Origin of the sequence: Microvirga sp. KLBC 81 (assembly GCF_003075415.1) — a bacterium.
Taxonomy (GTDB): domain Bacteria; phylum Pseudomonadota; class Alphaproteobacteria; order Rhizobiales; family Beijerinckiaceae; genus Microvirga.
On sequence record NZ_QDAH01000055.1, the window covers coordinates 14,870 to 33,217 of the forward strand.

Annotated in this window: 19 protein-coding genes; 4 read left to right on the top strand and 15 right to left on the bottom strand. The window is 61.6% G+C overall.

What is annotated here, in order from left to right:
- Positions 1–12: 12 nt before the first annotated feature.
- Entirely contained in the window at positions 13–1,098 is a 1,086-nt protein-coding gene (locus DC522_RS24340; protein ID WP_116531192.1) for a bifunctional diguanylate cyclase/phosphodiesterase, read from the top strand.
- 210 nt (positions 1,099–1,308) lie between these two features.
- On the top strand, positions 1,309–3,135 hold the full coding sequence (locus DC522_RS24345) for a PAS domain-containing protein (RefSeq protein WP_116531193.1): 1,827 nt from the start codon (positions 1,309–1,311) through the stop codon (positions 3,133–3,135).
- Positions 3,136–3,325: 190 nt separating this feature from the next.
- Here the strand turns inward: DC522_RS24345 and DC522_RS24350 are convergent, their stop codons facing one another.
- The gene (locus DC522_RS24350; protein WP_245444481.1) at positions 3,326–3,970 is read right to left on the bottom strand and encodes a Crp/Fnr family transcriptional regulator; all 645 of its coding nucleotides are present in this window, start codon (positions 3,968–3,970) and stop codon (positions 3,326–3,328) included.
- Between the two features lie 554 nt (positions 3,971–4,524).
- Here DC522_RS24350 and DC522_RS24355 point away from each other — a divergent pair.
- Positions 4,525–5,076: a response regulator gene (locus tag DC522_RS24355; protein ID WP_116531195.1), complete on the top strand. Its 552-nt coding sequence runs from the start codon at positions 4,525–4,527 to the stop codon at positions 5,074–5,076.
- A gap of 300 nt (positions 5,077–5,376) precedes the next feature.
- Here DC522_RS24355 and DC522_RS24360 read toward each other — a convergent pair whose 3' ends face one another.
- Entirely contained in the window at positions 5,377–6,627 is a 1,251-nt protein-coding gene (locus tag DC522_RS24360) for an EAL domain-containing protein (protein WP_165820288.1), read from the bottom strand.
- A 785-nt stretch (positions 6,628–7,412) separates the two neighbouring features.
- Here DC522_RS24360 and DC522_RS24370 point away from each other — a divergent pair.
- The gene (locus DC522_RS24370) at positions 7,413–8,420 is read left to right on the top strand and encodes a sensor histidine kinase (RefSeq protein WP_116531197.1); all 1,008 of its coding nucleotides are present in this window, start codon (positions 7,413–7,415) and stop codon (positions 8,418–8,420) included.
- 281 nt (positions 8,421–8,701) lie between these two features.
- Here DC522_RS24370 and DC522_RS24375 read toward each other — a convergent pair whose 3' ends face one another.
- The 13 genes from DC522_RS24375 to DC522_RS36970 form a co-directional block, all read right to left on the bottom strand.
- Entirely contained in the window at positions 8,702–9,550 is an 849-nt protein-coding gene (locus DC522_RS24375) for a metal ABC transporter permease (RefSeq protein ID WP_116531198.1), read from the bottom strand.
- Positions 9,547–10,404, bottom strand: a complete 858-nt coding sequence (locus tag DC522_RS24380; RefSeq protein WP_116531199.1) for a metal ABC transporter permease — start codon at positions 10,402–10,404, stop codon at positions 9,547–9,549. Before DC522_RS24380 ends, DC522_RS24375 begins: the two co-directional genes overlap by 4 nt.
- Positions 10,401–11,324, bottom strand: coding sequence for a manganese/iron ABC transporter ATP-binding protein (locus DC522_RS24385; RefSeq protein ID WP_116531200.1), 924 nt, complete (start codon positions 11,322–11,324; stop codon positions 10,401–10,403). The genes DC522_RS24380 and DC522_RS24385 overlap by 4 nt, the downstream gene beginning before the upstream one ends.
- Positions 11,321–12,214, bottom strand: a complete 894-nt coding sequence (locus tag DC522_RS24390) for a metal ABC transporter substrate-binding protein (RefSeq protein ID WP_245444487.1) — start codon at positions 12,212–12,214, stop codon at positions 11,321–11,323. The genes DC522_RS24385 and DC522_RS24390 overlap by 4 nt, the downstream gene beginning before the upstream one ends.
- Before the next feature lie 641 nt (positions 12,215–12,855).
- Positions 12,856–13,425 carry a DUF2076 family protein gene (locus tag DC522_RS24395; RefSeq protein ID WP_116531202.1) on the bottom strand — a complete coding sequence of 190 codons (570 nt, stop codon included), beginning with the start codon at positions 13,423–13,425 and terminating at the stop codon, positions 12,856–12,858.
- 33 nt (positions 13,426–13,458) lie between these two features.
- The gene (locus DC522_RS24400; RefSeq protein ID WP_116531203.1) at positions 13,459–14,175 is read right to left on the bottom strand and encodes a Bax inhibitor-1/YccA family protein; all 717 of its coding nucleotides are present in this window, start codon (positions 14,173–14,175) and stop codon (positions 13,459–13,461) included.
- An 18-nt stretch (positions 14,176–14,193) separates the two neighbouring features.
- A complete protein-coding gene (locus DC522_RS24405; protein WP_116531204.1) occupies positions 14,194–14,955 on the bottom strand; it encodes an anti-sigma factor in 762 nt (253 codons plus the stop codon).
- Positions 14,948–15,496, bottom strand: coding sequence for a sigma-70 family RNA polymerase sigma factor (locus tag DC522_RS24410; protein WP_116531205.1), 549 nt, complete (start codon positions 15,494–15,496; stop codon positions 14,948–14,950). Before DC522_RS24410 ends, DC522_RS24405 begins: the two co-directional genes overlap by 8 nt.
- Before the next feature lie 119 nt (positions 15,497–15,615).
- Positions 15,616–15,840: a hypothetical protein gene (locus DC522_RS24415; RefSeq protein ID WP_205769748.1), complete on the bottom strand. Its 225-nt coding sequence runs from the start codon at positions 15,838–15,840 to the stop codon at positions 15,616–15,618.
- A 128-nt stretch (positions 15,841–15,968) separates the two neighbouring features.
- Complete coding sequence (locus DC522_RS24420; protein ID WP_205769752.1) at positions 15,969–16,376, bottom strand: DUF4112 domain-containing protein; 408 nt, start codon at positions 16,374–16,376, stop codon at positions 15,969–15,971.
- A 174-nt stretch (positions 16,377–16,550) separates the two neighbouring features.
- Entirely contained in the window at positions 16,551–16,814 is a 264-nt protein-coding gene (locus tag DC522_RS24425) for a hypothetical protein (protein WP_116531206.1), read from the bottom strand.
- A 416-nt stretch (positions 16,815–17,230) separates the two neighbouring features.
- Positions 17,231–17,887, bottom strand: coding sequence for a TerC family protein (locus DC522_RS24430; protein ID WP_116531207.1), 657 nt, complete (start codon positions 17,885–17,887; stop codon positions 17,231–17,233).
- Between the two features lie 46 nt (positions 17,888–17,933).
- Complete coding sequence (locus DC522_RS36970) at positions 17,934–18,059, bottom strand: hypothetical protein (RefSeq protein WP_256369901.1); 126 nt, start codon at positions 18,057–18,059, stop codon at positions 17,934–17,936.
- Between the last annotated feature and the right edge of the window lie 289 nt (positions 18,060–18,348).

Here is an 18,348-nt window from a genome sequence, read left to right on the forward strand (position 1 = left end):
GGACCAGGCCTGTTGCGGGCCAGCGACACCTTCGCCCGGCTCGGCGGTGACCAGTTCGCCATCGTGCAGGTGGGGATCGCTGGCGAGCCCGACGTGGAGGCACTGTGCGCCCGCATTCTCGAGACGGTGCGTCGGCCTTTCAACCTGCTCGGACATGAGGTCTTCCTGGGCGCCAGCATCGGTATCGCTCTGGCACCGGAAGCCGGCGACGAGCGGGCTGATCTGCTGCGCAAAGCGGACATTGCTCTCTATCGGGCCAAGGGTGAGGGACGGAACTGCTACCGCTACTTCACTCCGTCCCTGGACGAGACCGTGCAGCTGCGCAGCCGGCTTGAGGAGGATCTGCGGACGGCATTGGCCGACGGCGAAGGCCTGCAGGTCTTCTATCAGCCCGAGGTCGCATCCGCAGGACAGCCCGTCATCGGGCTGGAGGCGCTGGTGCGCTGGCAGCATCCGACGCGGGGGCTGATCTCGCCCGAGCAGTTCATCCCGATTGCCGAGGAAACCGGGCTCATCATGCCGCTCGGTGAATGGGTTCTGCGCCAGGCCTGTATCGTCTCGCGGCGCTGGCCCGAGCTGTTAATGGCCGTCAATCTGTCGCCGGTTCAGGTCCGCTCGAGCGGGTTTGCGGAACGGGTGATCGAAATCGTACGCGAGTGCGGGGCCGATCCGCGCCGGATCGAGTTTGAGATCACCGAGGGCACCCTGCTGGACAACGGGGAGTTCACCGGCAAGGTCTTGCAGAGCTTGCGTGAGGCCGGCTTCAGGATCGCCCTGGATGACTTCGGCACTGGGTATTCGAGCCTGAACTATCTGCGGCAATTCGAGATCGACAAGATCAAGATCGATCGCTCCTTCGTTCAGCCCCTGGGCCGTGCCCTGGGCCTGACGGTTACGGCGGAGGGCGTGGAAACGGAGGAGCAGAAGCGGCTGATCGCAGCCATGGGTGCCAGTGAGATGCAGGGTTTCCTGTTCTCCCAGGCCGTTCCTGAGGATTGGGATGCGGGTCTGCTCTCAAGATTGAATGCACGCGCAAAACCCAACGAGGCGCGGAGCGCCCTCACCACGCTCGCCCTTCCGATGGGATCCGGTTCTTGAGCCGGGAGCAAGAGCAAAGGTCTGGGCCTCTTCACGCACGCAGACCCGACTTCTCCCGATCCAAGCAGACTTGAACCATGGCCCAATCGCCGCAGCTCGGTTTCTGCCACATTAATGGCGGGATTGCTTTTCAGAGGCCCGAGCAAGCGTTAAGAACGGAAGCGCGACGATCACCTTACCTGGACGGCTCAATGGGTCGGGGGCACTCGGATGAGCGTAGACGATAAGGTTGTTGAAAGTCTTTCCCTTGCCGGGACTTGGGAATGGGATTTCACCTCAGGTACGGTCACGTGGTCGGATGGGCTGTTCCGCCTCTTAGGCTTAAATCCCCGAGCGGTTCCTCCCTCCTATGATCTGTTCGTCAGCAGGGTCCATCCTGAGGACCGGGCAAGCGCCGAGGCGACAAGCTTCATGGCCCGGTCGGGGCAAATGCTTGACGCGGCCTTTCGCATCGTAACACCGGATGGTGCCGAACGGTGGGCGGCGAGCGTGGGAGAGGTCTTCCAAGATGCCGCCGGTCAGCCAGCATGGGCGGCGGGCGTGCTCATCGATGTCACGGATATCCGCAGGGCCCAGCTCGAGCTGGCAGCCCGAGAGGAGCGCTACCGGGCTCTGGCGACCGCCAACTCACTTGGACAGTGGCGGGCCAGTCCCGAGGGCGAGATCCTTGAGTGCAATTTCTGGTGTGAGATCACGGGGCAGAGCCCAGAGGAGGCTCAGTGGCTCGGATGGTTGAACGCCATCCACCCGGATGATGTAGACACGGTATCGGCTATCTGGCTCGATGCCCTGCAACTCGGCAGCAGCACGCAGCTCAGCTATCGGGTTCGTCATTGCTCCGGCGAATACCGGTGGATCCTCACAAAAATGGTTCCAATCAGGAATGCGGATGGAAGCATTCGGGAGTGGGTTGGATCCAGTGAGGACATCCACGCCAAGCGGGAGGCGGAAGAAGCTCTCAGAGCCAATGAAGAACGCATGCGCCTGGCGCTGGCGGCGGCTCGCATGATCACCTGGGACTATGACCTTGGCACGAGTTGTGTTACCCGATCAGCAAATTCTGTCGATGTAACCGGTCTGGGATCAGGCCCTATCGAAGACTTGTGGGCCCGCATGCATCCTGATGATCGCCCTGTGGCGATGAAAGCACTGCAGGCTGCTAAGACATCAGGCGAACCGCTCCTGGTGCAATGCCGGCTTTACCGATCGGATGGCGGCATCCAGTGGGTTCATGCCCAAGCGCAGGTGCTGCGGAACGCCCGTCAGGGATCGACCCGTATCGTTGGAGTCACCGTTGACATTACCTCCCAGAAAGCGGCAGAGGCGCGCTATGAGGAGGAGAGGATTGCCCACGAGGCAACCAGGAAAGCGTTGCGCGAACTGGAGGCCCAACATCTCGCTCTGACGAAAGCTGCGGGAGACATTGTCTGGTCATCCAGTCCGGACGGGCAAGTGACGGATATCCCCGGCTGGCGCGAGTTCACCGGCCAAACGCCAGAGCAGGTGCAAAATTGGGGCTGGCTGAAGGCGGTTCATCCGGCGGACCGGGAGCGGATTCGTGACAGCATGCAGCGAGTGATCGATGAGCGCTCCGGCACCTTGTTTGATTGCCGGGTGCGGGACAAGGATGGAGCATACCAGTGGTTCGAGGTCCGGATTGTCCCTGTTCTTGCAGATGATGGCACGGTCCGACACTGGATTGGATCGTGCCAGAGGATCCGAGAAGCGCTGCCTGTGCCTACCGGAACCTCGATGCCCACGCTTGATGACGTGCGCCGACCTCTTGCCCAAGCCCAGATCTTACCATGGCAGGTCCGAGCCGCTCGAGCCATTGTCGGGTGGTCTGCGCGCGAACTCGCCGAAGCTGCCGGAGTCTCTCTGTCAACGGTCCGTCGCATTGAAGAGGCGCAAAGCCACGATGCTCGCATGCTTGCGGCCGTGCGCAGCACCTTGGAGCAGACTGGTGTGGAGTTTCTATCCTCGCCCGACGGGCAAGGCAGCGTCAGGCCTGCCAAACCAAGACAGAACCATCCTTGAGACTGCGTTGCCAATTCTGCTGCCGGCAACAAGTTCGGCCCAAGTCGTCAGAACCAAGTCGTCAGTGGAAAAGTCGAGCAGCGTTGTCGAAGGGCATAGGCAGCATGAGGAGATATCCTTGGTCTGAAGTAACTTCAAACGCCTGTAGCAAGTCGGGTTTCCCCTGATGGATATAGGGCAATACTGGCCGTTAACGGGACACTCCCGTTCGACCATAGGTGCCAGGCAGTAGCTTCTCGAAGCGGGAACGGATTTTGCCATAGCACTCACACGCTGCCTGTTCGAGACCTGCGCGATTGGTCACGACAACACTCCCTCGGCGCTGAACGATCAGACCGCTGTTTTGCAGACTGCGCAGGATGATGCTGACCGTGGAGCGTTGGACACCGAGCATATCGGCCAGCGTCTCATGGGTAAGAGGCACAGTCGCCTGATCTATTCGGTCGTGCGTGCTGAGAATCCAGCGACAGCATCGAGCCTCAACCGAGTGGACGGTATTGCAAGCCACCGTATGGAACGCCTGGGCAAGCAGCGCCTCGGTATAGGACGAAACGAGCCGCTGAAGGCTTTGACACGTCCGGATCGCCTCGTGCATCCGCTCCACGGCGATCCGCGAGGCGGTGCCCGGGGTCTGCACCACGTACCGTCCGAGGGCTTCACGGCTGACGAAAGCGCTTAGAAGACCGAACAGCCCCTCGCGTCCGAACATCGTCACTTCAACCGGACGACCGTCCTCCATGGTCTCGACAAGCGACACAATGGCATCATGCGGGAAATAGGTATAGCGGATGGGCTCGCCCGCCTCGTAGAGCACTGAGCTTTTTGGCAAGCTCACGATCTCAAGGTACGGCTCAAGATAAGCAAAATCGTCAGGTGCCAGTGCGGCAAGAAATCGGTTGGTCCGATGGTTTCTGGGATGATCCATATCCGTAGCGAAGCTGCGTCTCCCGGTTGAAGCCATGACCCGCCCACTGTGGCAGCAACGGGGACGAGGCAACGAAGGATTGATTTGTGCACTAAGGTTTGGTCAGTCTCGTTATTGTGCTCCTGTTTGCCGTCCTCCTTGAGCCTCTCGGTCGTTCACAAGCGCACGACGCTCTCCGGGAGAGACAATACGGTTTCCCCCGTCGCGCCCAAGTCAATCTTTGTTTGCACTGAAGCACACGAGAGCAATTTTTGTTCAGGTAATATAGCTAAGCTGCTACGGTGGGCTGAATGAGCGTTTTTGGTTGGACAGTCATCAACAATTGTAAGGACCAGGCCTTTCAGGGCTGCGGGAACTGTCCCGCAACCGACCCCCGTCTTCACATTTCGGAATGGTTACCTACTTTGGTGATAGCAACTAGATACTGCCTCATTGAATGCTGTTGATGCCCCACAAGGAAATTTATGACTGAGGATGAAGTCGAGGTCGTTGCCCGCGCCTTCTACTCTGTTTTGGATGCGGCGCGAGGCTGGCAGCGGGAGCCCGAGATGCTCAAGGAGCGGTTCCGGAGGGATGCCCGCGCCGCCATTGCGACTCTTGATGGGAACCGAATACCGGTCACCAGGAAGGTTCTCGTCGTTGAGGATGACGAAGCTATCCGCGACCTGGCTGTATTCTATCTCGAGGAGGCCGGCTTCAGCGTCATCACGGCCGCAACCGGAGACGAGGCGGTCGAGCTGTTGCAGGCAGATGCAGCACCCGACGTCCTCTTCACCGACATCCGAATGCCCGGTCGGGTCGATGGATGGGCCGTGGCGAAAGCATATCGCAAGCGCTTTCCCGGCCTGCCTGTTCTCTATGGAACCCAGTTCGCCCAAGAGGACGCAGCCGTCGAGGGGGCCAAGATTTTCCCGAAGCCCTACAAGATGTCCCAAGTTGTGTCATATCTCGGCGAATTATTGGCGTCGGGCGCCATCAAATCCTGTGACACGGGACAGTCGATTGAACCATCGTAATAGTTAGAGCATCGTGCGGAACCGAAGGTCCGCGTCAGCGAAAAGTGGATCCGGTTTTCCGCTTTCAACGATGCTCTCATTGAAGGAGAAAGCATCGGATGGGTCCCAAAAGTGCAAATCCACTTTTCACGTCCGAGGCTGTAGCCGTCCGCTCGGGGTGAGGGTTTGGACATCATGCGCTTTGAGAGCTGATCCGGAGCATATGCCGAACCGAGTTGCTGACCGGTTCTCGATGGTTCCGCCAAGAAGGACCACCCTCGAGGCTACCACGCCTGCTGGCCCCAAGAAGTTGGGCTCTGGTCATCGGGGGATCAGCTGAACCGCATTATCGAAGGGCATGGGCCGCCCGAGGAAGTAGCCCTGGCCCAAGATGACTCCAAGGTCTCGTAGCACGTCAAGTTCCGCAGCCGTCTCAATGCCTTCGGCGATGATTTGGCTTCCGACGTCTTTCGCAAACGTGATCAGGGATGAGGCAAGCGCACGCCGCGCGGGGTCCCGGTCGATGTTTCGAGTCAGGCTGGCATCCATCTTGATCACATCCGGCATCAGGCTGAGGATGTGCTGCAGACTGGCGTAGCCGGCACCTGCATCATCCACAGCAAGCCTGAGGCCGCGGCGCCGGAGTGGCTCGATCGCCTGCCGCAGCTCGGCATAGTCGGAGATCGACGTGTGTTCGGTGACTTCGAGGACAATTCGTTTGGTGGAGCCGCTGTCGAGTACCGCTGCTAATTCGCGGCTTGCAAGTGCCGTTGGGGAGACGTTGACTGCCAAGTAAACGTCTGGCGGCAGCAATGGCAGTGCAGCGAGAGCCTTGGCGATCGGGATGGTCTCGAGCTGAACGCCCAATCCGACCTCTGCGGCCGCTGCAAACCACTCGTTGGGAGGACGGGATCCTGCCTCCGGAAACCGCGCCAGCCCTTCAAAGCCTGCGACTGTATTCTCGTCCAGCTTATAGATAGGCTGGTATACGATCGAAATCTGATCATGCTCGATCACCGAGTTGATGCGCGCGATCTCGTCGTCGCGCTCCTGTCTTTCGCTGATGTCTCGGTCGAGCAGGTGACCTGTCACCTCGGCAAAAGCCCGCATCGTGCGCAGATCTCGTTCGTTTAGGGAATGGTCGGGTGCATAGTTGAAACAGCAGAAGGTGCCGTAGACCCGGCCGTCCTTGAGCCGGACGGGCACGCTGAGATGTCCGCCGACCGGCAATTGCGTTGTGACCGGCATCGCCATGGTAATGGGGTGCTTCGAGGGATCCGGGAGGAGCTGTGGAACGCGCCCGTCAACGATATAGTGACAGTAGCTTTCATCGAGAGGATCGGAGTCGCCAACCTTGATCGGCAACTCTCCTTCGGACCCATCGACATAGCGGAATACCCGCCGACCGGCGACGAACTCTGATACGAACGCCACATGCATGCCGAGATGGGCTCGGACCGCATGTAGCACACGAGAAATGTCGTCAGGGCCTGGGCTCGATAAACCAGAGCCACTTGCCATGATGTAGTTGGCCGCAGTCTGTTGGGTGACGTTCTTCGAAGTGATCTTCATTGGATTACAAAGTTCATCCATGCAGATAAGCTCAGGTCTTCTGAAGCCGGAATGAGCACAGGAGCGAAGTACAAGAGCAGCCTGTCGAAGACAGATTGCCGAACTGTAATTATTCCTCAAGCAGAACACACACCACAGCGGCTCGGATCACATCCTGCAAGGAGCAATTCGGCTCCCTTCAGGCTTGGCGCCGCTGCGATATCCCCGGGAGAGCAGTTTTAACTCTGACGTATGCTATTAGCGGACGTCCGACATTACTTGGTCAGCGGCCTGTAACTGAGTTGGGAACGTTGAGTACAAGTCCGTTCCGCAGAAGAGTGCGTAAACTCTCGAACGAGATTGAGGGATGCGATCATGCCAAAGCTCTTTCTGTTTGCGGCCGGGCTCTGGCGCGACTTCAGATTGCGGACAGATGGATCCGAGAGCGGTTGGTATCCGCTTATGCGGCGAGTTGCTCAAGCTGCCCAGCGAGCGACGGTGACTGAGTGCCGGCGCATGTCGCCTGTCCCATTCGCATCCTGTGCACGGTCGCGTGCTCAACCGCGATGCCACGCTCAGCCATCATCTCCTCCAGATTTCGAAGACTGAGACCGATTGATCGAAATGCCTGCCTCTGACCATGGATCGCTCCGCCCCTGAGACCTCAGGAACAACAGCTGTAACTCTGAAGCGAAGGGTTTGCGACAGAGCCCATCCGTGTCACATCGCTCTGAGTTCGAGGCCGGACCCTTCTCTCCCGGCGGATTTGGTCCATCTTGTCTGGATGCATAGTGGATTGGGGTACGATGAGCGATGAAACCCAGACTAGAGATGCACTCCGAGCCGAGTTGGCCGATTTGCGCGCCCTGTTCCAGCAGGCTCCCGGCCACATGGCAGTCCTGCGTGGCCCGAACCATGTCTACGCCTTGGTCAATGACGCCTACCGGCGCATCGTCGGCGATCGCGATCTGATCGGCAAATCGGTGCGCGAGGCGATGTCGGAGCTGGAAGGGCAGGGCTTCTTCGAGCTGCTCGACCAAGTTTATACGACCGGAAAGCCCTTTGTCGGGCACCAGATGCCGGCCAAAGTCCGGCGGCAGCCGGACGGGCCCATCGAGAAGATCTTTGTTGATTTTGTGTACCAGCCGATCATCGGGGCGGATGGACAGGTCTCCGGCATCTTTGTCGAAGGCAGCGATGTCACCGCGCGGGTTCGGGCGGCCGAGTACCAGCAACTGCTGCTGAACGAGCTCAACCACCGGGTCAAGAACACGCTCGCGACGGTGCAATCGATCGTGTCGCAGACACTGCGGAATGCCCCCACGCCGCCTGAGGCGCGCACCCTGATCGAGCAGCGCATGATCGCCCTGTCGCGCGCTCATGATGTTCTGACCCAGGAGAAGTGGGAGGGGGCGGATCTGCGCGCGATCACCGCGCAGGCGTTGGCACCATTCCGCGATCCGGAGAATGACCGCTTTCATGTGCGCGGGCCAAGCGTGCGGCTGTCGCCGCGCATGGCGCTCGACCTGGCGATGGCGCTGCATGAGCTGGCGACCAATGCCGCCAAGTATGGGGCTCTGTCGACGGCCTCTGGCACGATCGATCTCACCTGGGTGGTGGACCGGCATTGTGCGCCGCCTCACCTCAAGCTGCGCTGGATGGAGAAAGGTGGCCCGCCGGTTGAGCCGCCGAGCCGCCGCGGCTTCGGCACCCGGCTGATCGAGCGCAGCCTGGCGCAGGATCTCGGCGGAGAAGCCCGGATCGAGTTTGCCCCGGCGGGGGTCGTTTGCACGGTTGATGCTCCGGTCACCTAGAGCCTCGGACGTGAAAAGTCGACCTGCACATTTGCGTCCGATGCTCCCTTTCTGGAGGAGCGCATCGTTTTGGGCGGAAAACCGGATCCCCTTTTCGCTGACGCGGCCCTTCGGGTCGCTGACCCGGACCTCCGGTTCCGCACGAGGCGCTAGGCTACGACTAGGCTGAGCTACGGTCTTGATAGTGCAATTTCACAAATGCCAACGACAACGTTGACATGGGTGCGTTGATGCGGATGAGCTCGGGCAGAGGCGGGCATCCCGGAGTGCCAATGCGGCCGTCACTCCGCGGCATGGAGCCGGCCACGAATGCCGAGCCGATGCTGGCGAATGAACGCCGCAAGGAAGGTGCCGGTCATGACAAGAACGATGGTCGGAGCGGGAGCGCTGTCGACGAAGAAGCTGAGATAGACACCGACAAATGCTGCCGCCACGGCGATCAGGGCTGACACGATCAGCATCGTCCCGAACCGTTTGGTCAGGAGAAAGGCCACGGCACCCGGCATGATCAGGAGGGCGATGGTCAGGATGATGCCGGTCGCGGCCAGGGCACCCACAATCGTCAGAGAGAGCAGGGAAAGAAAGCCGTAGTGCAAGAGCCGCACCGGCAGTCCCGTGGCCTGGGCCTGCTGCGGATCGAAGGCATGAAGCAGCAGATCACGCCATTTCACCGCAATGACGACCAGGACAATGGCGGCGATGATCCCGCTTTGAAGCAGGTCCGGCCAGGCCACGCCGAGCATGTCGCCGAAGAGAATGTGGTCGAGATGCACCTCCGTCTCGATCTTGGTGTAAAGCACGATGCCGAGGCCGAACATGCCGGAGAACACGATGCCCATGACCGTGTCTTCCTTGATGCGACTGTTCTCCTTCAGATAGCCGGTGGCGAGCGCGCACACCATGCCGGCCGCGAAGGCTCCCACCGCCAGAGGCAGGCCCGCAATATAGGACAGCACAACGCCGGGCAGCACCGCATGCGAGATCGCATCTCCCATGAGCGACCAGCCCTTGAGCACGAGGAAGCACGACAGCAGCGCCGCCGGCGCCGCGACGAGCATGGCGATGACGAGAGCCTCCCGCATGAACGGAAAAGTGAAGGGCAGGGCAAGCGTGGCGACCAGGGTGGTCATGGATTCATCTCCGATGCCGTCCGCATGCGCCAGCGGGCGGCGAGCAGCCCATGCTTGGGCGCCAGGAAGAAGGCGGTCAGAAACACCAGCGTCTGCAGGACGATGATGATGCCGCCGGTTGCGCCATCGAGGAAATAGCTGAGATAGGCGCCGGTGCAGCTTGAGAGCGCGCCGACCGCTACGCTGATCAGGATCAGTCGCGGGAAGCGGTCCGTCAGAAGATAGGCGGTGGCACCCGGCGTCACCACCATGGCGATCACCAGGAATGCGCCGACCGTCTGGAGCGCCGCGACCGTGCAGGCGCTGAGCAGGGTAAAAAATAGAACTTTCAGAGCCGTCGGATTGAGGCCGACCGAGCGGGCATGGTTCTCGTCGAAGAAGGTGACGAGAAGGTCCTTCCACTTGACCAGCAGGATGGCGAGAGACACGCCTGCGATGAGGACGAGCTGCAGCGTATCCTCGGGTGTGACCGCCAGAATATTGCCGAGGACAATCGTCTGGATGTTCACAGAGGTGGGCGACAGCGACACCATGAACAGCCCGAGGCCGAAGAACGAGGTGAAGATCAGCCCGATGATGGCGTCCTCCTTGAGCTTCGTGCGCTGGTTCAGGAAGAGCATGGCGCCGGCGGCCAGCCCGCCTGAGAGGAAGGCGCCGAACGCAAAGGGCAGGCCGAGCATGTAGGCGCCGGCAACGCCCGGGACGATGGCATGCGAGAGCGCATCGCCGATCAGCGACCAGCCCTTGAGCATCAGGTAGGCGGACAGGAAGGCACAGACCGCCCCGACGAGGGCGCTCACCCACATGGCATTGACCATGTAGTCGTAGGAGAACGGCTCGAGGAGCTGGGTCATGACGGGCGCTCGCTTCCCGCAGTCGGCGGGTGAGCCGTCGAAGCCTTGGCCGCATCCGAGGCTTTGTCGCCGTAGATGACCAGCGGCCGCTCGTCGTCCGAGATGACATCCACCGAAGAGATCCCGGCGCGAAGACTGGCGTCAAATACGAAGTGCCGGAGCACGCCGCCAAACGCCTTTTCGAGGTTGGCCTGGGTGAACACCTCCTCCGTCAGCCCCGCGGCGAGCACGGTCCGGTTCAGCAGTACCGCGCGGTCGCAGAACTCCGGCACACTGCCGAGATTGTGGGTCGAGACCAGGATTACCCGGCCCTCGTCGCGAAGCCCGCGCAGCAGCGCAACGATGGCCTCCTCCGTCGTCACGTCGACGCCGGTGAAGGGTTCGTCCAAGAGAATGACGCGGGCGTCCTGGGCCAGCGCCCGCGCCAGGAAGACACGCTTCTTCTGGCCACCCGAAAGCTCGCCGATCTGGCGCCTCCGGAAAGCCTTCATGCCGACACGTTCAAGCGCCGCGTCGACGGCTTCGTGATCCCGGCGCCTGGGCAGGCGCAGCAGGTTCATGTGGCCGTAGCGGCCCATCATCACCACGTCCTCGACCAGAACGGGGAAGTTCCAGTCGACGTCCTCGCTCTGGGGCACGTAGGCGACGACATTGCTCCTGAGTGCTTGGGCCACGGAGCCCCCGAGGATCGAGATGGATCCGGTCGAGACGGGGACAAAGCCCATGACGGCCTTGAACAGGGTCGATTTTCCGCTGCCGTTGACTCCCACAAGGGCCGTGATGGTGCCGCTGGGGATCGCAAAGCTCACGTCGCTCAGGGCCGTATGCCCATTGCGGTAGGTGACCGTTGCGCCGCTCACGGTGAGACCCGCACCTGCAGCGCCCGGATAAGAGGCGGCACGTCGAGTGGGGGCGTTCATTCGGTCAGCCCCTTGGCGATCGTCTCCGAGGTGACGCGCAGGAGATCGAGATAAGTCGGAACCGGGCCCGCGGCGTCGCTCAGGGAATCGACGTAGAGGATGCCCCCGTACTTGATCCCGGTCTCGCGGGCGACCTGCTTGGCCGGATCGGGCGAGACGGTGCTCTCCGAGAACACAGCCGGGATTTTGTTGGCGCGCACCGCATCGATGACCTTGCGCACCTGCCGCGGCGTGCCCTGCTGGTCGGCATTGATCGGCCAGAGGTAAAGCTCCTTCAGGCCGAAGTCGCGGGCGAGATAGCTGAACGCACCCTCGCTGGTCACGAGCCAGCGCCGCTGCTCGGGGATGGCCGCCAGGACCGACCGAATTGGCGCGACGGTCGCCTGAATTCTCGCCTTGTAGGTCTCCGCATTGGCCCGGTAAGTCTCCGCATTCCTGGGATCATGCTTGATGAATGCATCGCGAATATTGTCGACATAGATCAGGGCGTCGTTGGGTGACATCCAAGCATGGGGGTTGGGCTTGCCGGTGTAGGGGCCCTCCTGGATTCCCATCGGCCTCACGCCCTCGGACACGATGGCGCTGGGAACCTCCTTCAGATTGCGAAGGAACTTCTCGAACCAGAGTTCGAGGTTGAGGCCGTTCCACAGGACGAGTTTGGCATCCTGCGCCCGCAGGATGTCACCCGGCGTCGGCTGGTAGTTGTGGATCTCCGCTCCGGGCTTGGTGATCGACTCCACGAGAGCGGCATCCCCTGCCACATTCTGCGCCATGTCGGCAATGACCGTGAAGGTTGTGACGACCTTGAACTTGCCGTCCTCGGCCTGGGCGGATGGCGCAGCAGTGAAGCCTAGCGTTGCAAGGCCGAACAGCAGGGCAGTGAGCTTCATCATTATCTTCCTCGATTACCTGCAGACAATACAATGCAATTGCAAATCATTTGCAATAAGCTATGTCAGTCTCCAGGGCTCAAGGCTGAAAAGTTCACCCTGCGACCTTGGCATTTGCGGCATCAGTTGGAGGATGGTCCCTCGCGCATTCCAAAGGGACGGAGGATCGTCAAGCCGGATCGACCAAGAGCACCCTTTTCCTTTGAAGCTGCCTTGGCTTCGGGCGGGGAGTGCCGGGTCCGGCCTTCAGGGTATCGGCTGCCCAGGGCACACGTGTTCGCTCAGTCGCACCAGGCTAGGTTTTCACTCCTGGCTGGGTAGCGAGGTCGCTCAGAACCTCGGAAAACCGTTGTTGGGGCTCCTATCGTCGGCTGTAGTCGCGAGGGTAGGAAGACTACCCGAACGATCGGCGCATGGTCCTGTCTCAAGCCGACTGCGACGAGCCGACGCGAGCTTTTATACCCTAAAGCATTTTTCGGTGAAGTGGCTCCGGTTCACCGTCAAAGAAGGTGGCCCAGCAAACAAGAGAGCTGATTCCATCCCAATGGAATCAGCTCTAGGTCAATGAGAAGCAGCTGGGCTGGAGGGGAGAAGAGCCGGGATGCTCTGTGCGTGATGATCACCCCGGCTCCCGGTCAGAACTAGGCTTCATCGAAGCCAAAGTCGTCACCGGCGTCACCGATGTCCCCGGCGGCTGCCTGCTGCGGCTCCGCCTGGCTCGCATCGGCAGCCTTCGTCTCATCACTACCAGAGAAAGCATCGGCGATCATGTTGCCGAGGAGCACACCGCCGGCGACGCCCATGGCAGTCTGGGCCGCACCGGCCAGGAAGCCGCCACCTCCGCGGGGAGCCATGCCGCCCATGCCGGGAGCCATGTGATGCGGCATGCCGTTCATCGGCTGCGGCGGATAAGGCTGATGCGGCTGAGGACGAGGCTGTCCGCCGCCGAAGAGGCCGGCCAGGAAGCCGCCTCCGCTGGCCGGACGGCTGGCGAGCTCCTGCTCCAGCTGCTGGATCCGGCCATGGGCGGCGCTCAGGGCCTGCTCCTGCACCACGATGGTCTGGGCCATGTAGTACGGGGCGTTCGGCTGCTGGCTGATCCGCGAGCGGATGAACTCCGCCGCCTGCGCGTCCGGGGGTGAGGACTGGCGCTCAACCTGGGCGATCTTGCCGAAGAGCTGCTCGATGGCCTGACGGTCGTGATGGTCCATGAATATCGATCCTTTTCTGGCAATGGACGGGGGTTACTCTTCCCGCTGCCCGGTGAGGCTGAGGAGGAGCTGGAAGAGATTGATGAAGTTCAGGTAGAGCGAGAGGGCGCCGAACACCGCCATCTTGCTGTTGGCCTCATGCCCGAAGCCTTCGGCGTACTGTTCCTTGATCGACTGCGTGTCGTAGGCGGTGAGACCGGTGAACACGAGCACGCCAATGATCGAGATCGCGAACTGCAGCGCGCTGGAGCCGATGAACAGGTTCACCAGCGAGGCGATGATGATGCCGATCAGGCCCATGATCAGGAACGAGCCGAACTTCGAGAGGTCCCGCTTGGTCGTATAGCCGTAGAGACTGGTGGCGCCGAACATGGTCGCGGTGATGAAGAAGGTGCGGGCGATGCTTGTGCCGGTGAACACCAGGAACACGGAGGCCAATGACAGGCCCATCACCGCCGAGAAAGCGAAGAAGGCCGCGCGTGCGGACGCGGCTGTCATCCGGTCCATCCGGAAGGAAAAGAAGAAAATGAAGGCCAGAGGGGCGAGCATCACCACCCATTTGAGCGGTGTCTGAAAGATCGGCACGTAGAGAGCCGGGGTCGAGGCGACGAAGAAGGCCACGAGCCCCGTCACGACGAGGCCGATGCCCATGTAATTGTAGACCCGCAGCATGTGCTGGCGCAGGCCCTCATCGAAGAGGGCGCCACTCGCGCGGGCCGTGGCGGTTTGCCAAGCATAAGGTGTGTTCATCGATAATGTCTCCGAGGTTTACTGAAGCTTGCGGGACAGCCGGAGGGCCGCCCGTTCAAGTGCTTTGTCACTGCCGGTTCCGGTCAGCGCGTAGGCGAGTTGGCCATCCTGCCAGTACATGGCCTTCGCTGTGTCGAAGCGCGCCAGCGTGGGGGCGATCACGTTGAAGGCCGGAGCCTGTGCGGCAAAGAGCGATACCCGGCCGAGGTCTTCGGTATCGATGGCGAGCTCGATGCTGTGGCCGTACCTTGACGGGAAGATCTGTGCATCCCGGACCTGCCAGGTGTCCGGCAGGACAGGGAGCTGGATCCCGGTCTCGGCGAGGATCTCGGCGGGATCGTAGGCTGCGACTTCGGGCTGCGAGATCATGCGGGCGCGCAGAAGGCCCGTCTCGTGCGAGTGCAGAGCATCCTCGACAAAGGCAGGCGGCTTGGGCGAGGCTTCACTGTCGTTGATGCCGAGACCAACCTGCCCATGGGCAAACCAGCCGAACCCGATCAGCGTCACCACGGCGGCAATCCGGCGGAGCTTCAGCCCGAGCTCCTGCCAGGCAAGAGCGCGCTCAAGCCGGGTAGCTGCTCCAAGCATGGACTCCGAGGGGTGGGGCAGGGGAGCCGCGTGGAGAAGCCGGAGGGTATCGCGATCCTTCAGATCGGCCATGATCCGCGCAGCCGCTGCGGGGTCCCTGGCAAGATGCTCCTCGACCTCGATCCGCCTTGCGGTGTCGAGCTGGTCATCCACGTAGGCGAGAAGGTCCGCTTCGGTGACGGGGTCAGACATCGGATCCTCCTACGATGCGCAGGCTTGGACGCTTGGCTTCGGACGGCCGCGAATGATCCACTCCCGCCTCGAAACCCCGCAGCGTCGCGCGGGCGCGCCCGATACGGGACATGAGGGTGCCGACCGGGATCCTCAGGGCATCGGCTGCTTCCTGGTAGGACAGGCCTTCGATGGCCACGAGGTGCAGAGCGGCCCGTTGTTCATCCGGCAGGCTCATGAAAGCGGCCTGGACCTGCTGAAGCCTGACGCGACTTTCCTGCTCAGGTGGAGCTGCGGTGTCGGCGAGAGCGGCGACATGCTCCAGACGGCGAAGCTCCGCCACATGACGGCGTCGGCTGTCGATGAACGTGTTGTGCAGGATCGACAGCAGCCAGCCGCGCAGGTTGCCGCTGGAGCGGAACGAGCTGCGCCGTTCATAAGCGCGGACAAGGGTGTCCTGCACCAGATCCTCGGCCTGTGCCTCATCCCGCGCAAGGGAGCGGGCATAGCGCCGCAAGGGACCGAGCAATCCGATAACATCCGTGCGCTTGGTGTCGATCATGTGAGGTATACGAAGCTGGTTTCAGGCTTAATCCGGACGAACGTCGGAATTTTTCCGTGCCTTTCAGCGTCAGCTCCGGAGGAGAAAAGGCGGGGCTTAAACAGCACCGGCCTTTTGGTTCAGCTCTGTTGCTGCGTGACTGGGCCCCCGTCGTTTTCGCGCGGGCGGCCTGGGCGGGTGGTCGGGACGGCGGAGCCGCGGACCGGCGGGAGCGTATCGCCGCCGGCATCGCGCACCGGCGGCTGGCCGTCGAGGAGGTTACGGATCTCCTCGCCCGTCAGGGTCTCGAGATCGTGCGCCTTCTCGGTGAGGATGCGGCGGGCGTCGTTGAGGCCCGTCTCCACCAGGTCGCAACCACAATCGCAAGGTTGCGAAAGTTGGGCGCGGCGTTCGGATTGTTCATTTCATTGCTTTCTGAACGATACGAAGACAGGCGGAGAGCCGCCGGACGCGGTTCGCACGGCGCGCGTCGTCAGGGTTGGAAACGGTTTGGCACTGGATGTGCCGTATCCAAATGCCTGCGGAGCAGATCCATGTTCCGCAGATTCGAGCGGTAGAACACGTCACCGACCCAGCCAACGAACGGAATGGCGCTGATTGCGAAGTCGACGCCAACATTCCCGACCATGCGCAGGAGCGTCGACATTGGTACACCGAAGCGGCGCGCTTCCCAGATCAGGTATGCGGACATGCCTTTCGACGTCAGCGTGCCGACGCCAGGAATCAGATTCAGGAGCGCATCCGCACCGAAGCGGATGTTGGTGCCCGGCACACGGATCGCGCTGTCGAGAAGCCGCGCCAGGGCATCGAGCCGCGCTCGTGTCTCGCTCGCGCGCAAGGAGGTGTCATTGAGGGAGGAGGTATAAGAGTAAGACGTCACAGTCGTCTCCCAGATGCGGAGCAGCCACAAGCGCTCCTCAGGTGAGAGAGTCCGACATCGCAGCCTGGGGGAAGACTGCCAGAGGGGCCCGGACCCCGGTAGCTGAAAGGTGGGGGTGCGAAGACCCGAGTTCAAGATCGGGTCATCATCCCCGATGGCCGGCAGAGTCTGTCCCTAGCGGCGCTCGACGACGGTATACTCCGCATCGATCACGCCGTCCTTGGGCTGCCGCCGTTGAGCTTGGCGGAGCCGGCGCCGGAGGTAGAAAGACAGGGCGATGCCGCCGACGAGCATTATGGGCAGGACGATGAATAGCCCGATCAGCGTGATGGCCAACAAAGCGGTAGCTGCCGACATCAGCATGGCGAGCTTGATCATCGCGCTCCAGATCTGACCCGGACCGGCCTTGTTATGTTGTGAGGTGTAGATTATCCGCATGGAGACTTCCGCTGCAGCCTAATGCTGCCATGCCCGCAACCGAAGAAACGAAACCATTGGTGACGTAAGTTCCCACGGACGCCGCGCAACACCCGCCAGGGAGTGTGGAGGAAGCAACGGCGCTACAGCATCGGACCCAAAAGTGGATTTGCACTATTGGGTCCGATGCTTTCTCCTTGAATGAGAGCATCGTTGAGAGCGGAAAACCGGATCCACTTTTCCGCACGATGCTCTAAAAAGGCTACCGATGTGTTCCATGCCCCGTTTGCGAAGCTCGCGAGGGAGTTAATCCCAATTAACTGGCGGATTCGCGTTCGAAGGGACGATGCACGAGGGATTTCGTCGAGGCACTGGCCTGCAGGATGGCCCGCCCCCTAACGCGGAGGCGGGCCATGCCATGGATCAAGGCATCGGTGCTACGCACCGTTGACCAGCGGCCACACCTCGAGAGATCCGCGATAGATCATCTCGACGGCGACATAGAGGATGATGGCAAGGCCCACATAGGCAATCCAACGGTGCTTCTGCAGCAGGCGGGCGATGAAGCTCGCCGCCACGCCCATGAGGGCGATGGACAGGATAAGGCCGAAGATCAGCACGTTGGGGTGCTCGCGGGCGGCGCCTGCGACCGCCAGCACGTTGTCGAGAGACATGGACACGTCCGCAATGACGATCTGCCAAGCGGCCTGCGCGAAGGTCTTGCGCGGGGCTGCACCCGCGATCTTGCCGTCGTGGTCGAGGTCACGTCCTTCCAGAGCTTCCTCGCCCTGGATCTCCTCTGCGTGGCTGGTGCGCAGCTCGCGCCACATCTTCCAACAGACCCAGAGGAGGAGAATGCCGCCGGCCAGAAGCAGGCCCACAATCTGGAGGAGCTGGGTTGTTGCGGCGGCAAACCCGATGCGCAGGGCCGTGGCCGCAATAATACCGATCAGGATGGCTTTGGCCCGCTGCTCCTTCGGCAGACCGGCGGCGGCCAAGCCGATGACGATGGCGTTGTCGCCGGCAAGCACCAGATCGATCATGATGACCTGGAGGAGGGCAGAGAGGGCTTCTGTGGTGAAAAATTCGCTCATGTGGCTCCCGTTTTCATGAACAGGGGCAGCCGCCATGCCGTCTGAGTTAGCCGCCGAGCAAACCGCGCAGCTTCTCGCAGGCACTGCCGGACGGCAGAGCGAGGTGCTGGGAGGATTGCGGTCGGCGGAGCGCCATGAGCCAGGCCACCCGGTTGAACATCCAGTCCGACATCGCAGCTCAACGGAACTGCCAGAGGGGCCCGGCCTGGTGCACAAGCTGTAAACGCGAGACGACAATAGCTCAAGAGGGAAGCACTAAACTTATGGAAGCCTTGTGGCTCCTCGAGCCCTTTTCCCGTCGTCTGCTCAGAGCTGTGGGAGCGTGCCATGAAGGGCGACCGGGCGCCTCACGCTTCGCTCTGCCAAGGAAGGTCCGATAATGGGATGGTCCGGCCGTGCTCCTGCGCCGCTTGCTCGTAAGCTGTGGGGCGTTGAGCCACGCAAGGAGCACGTTCCAGGTC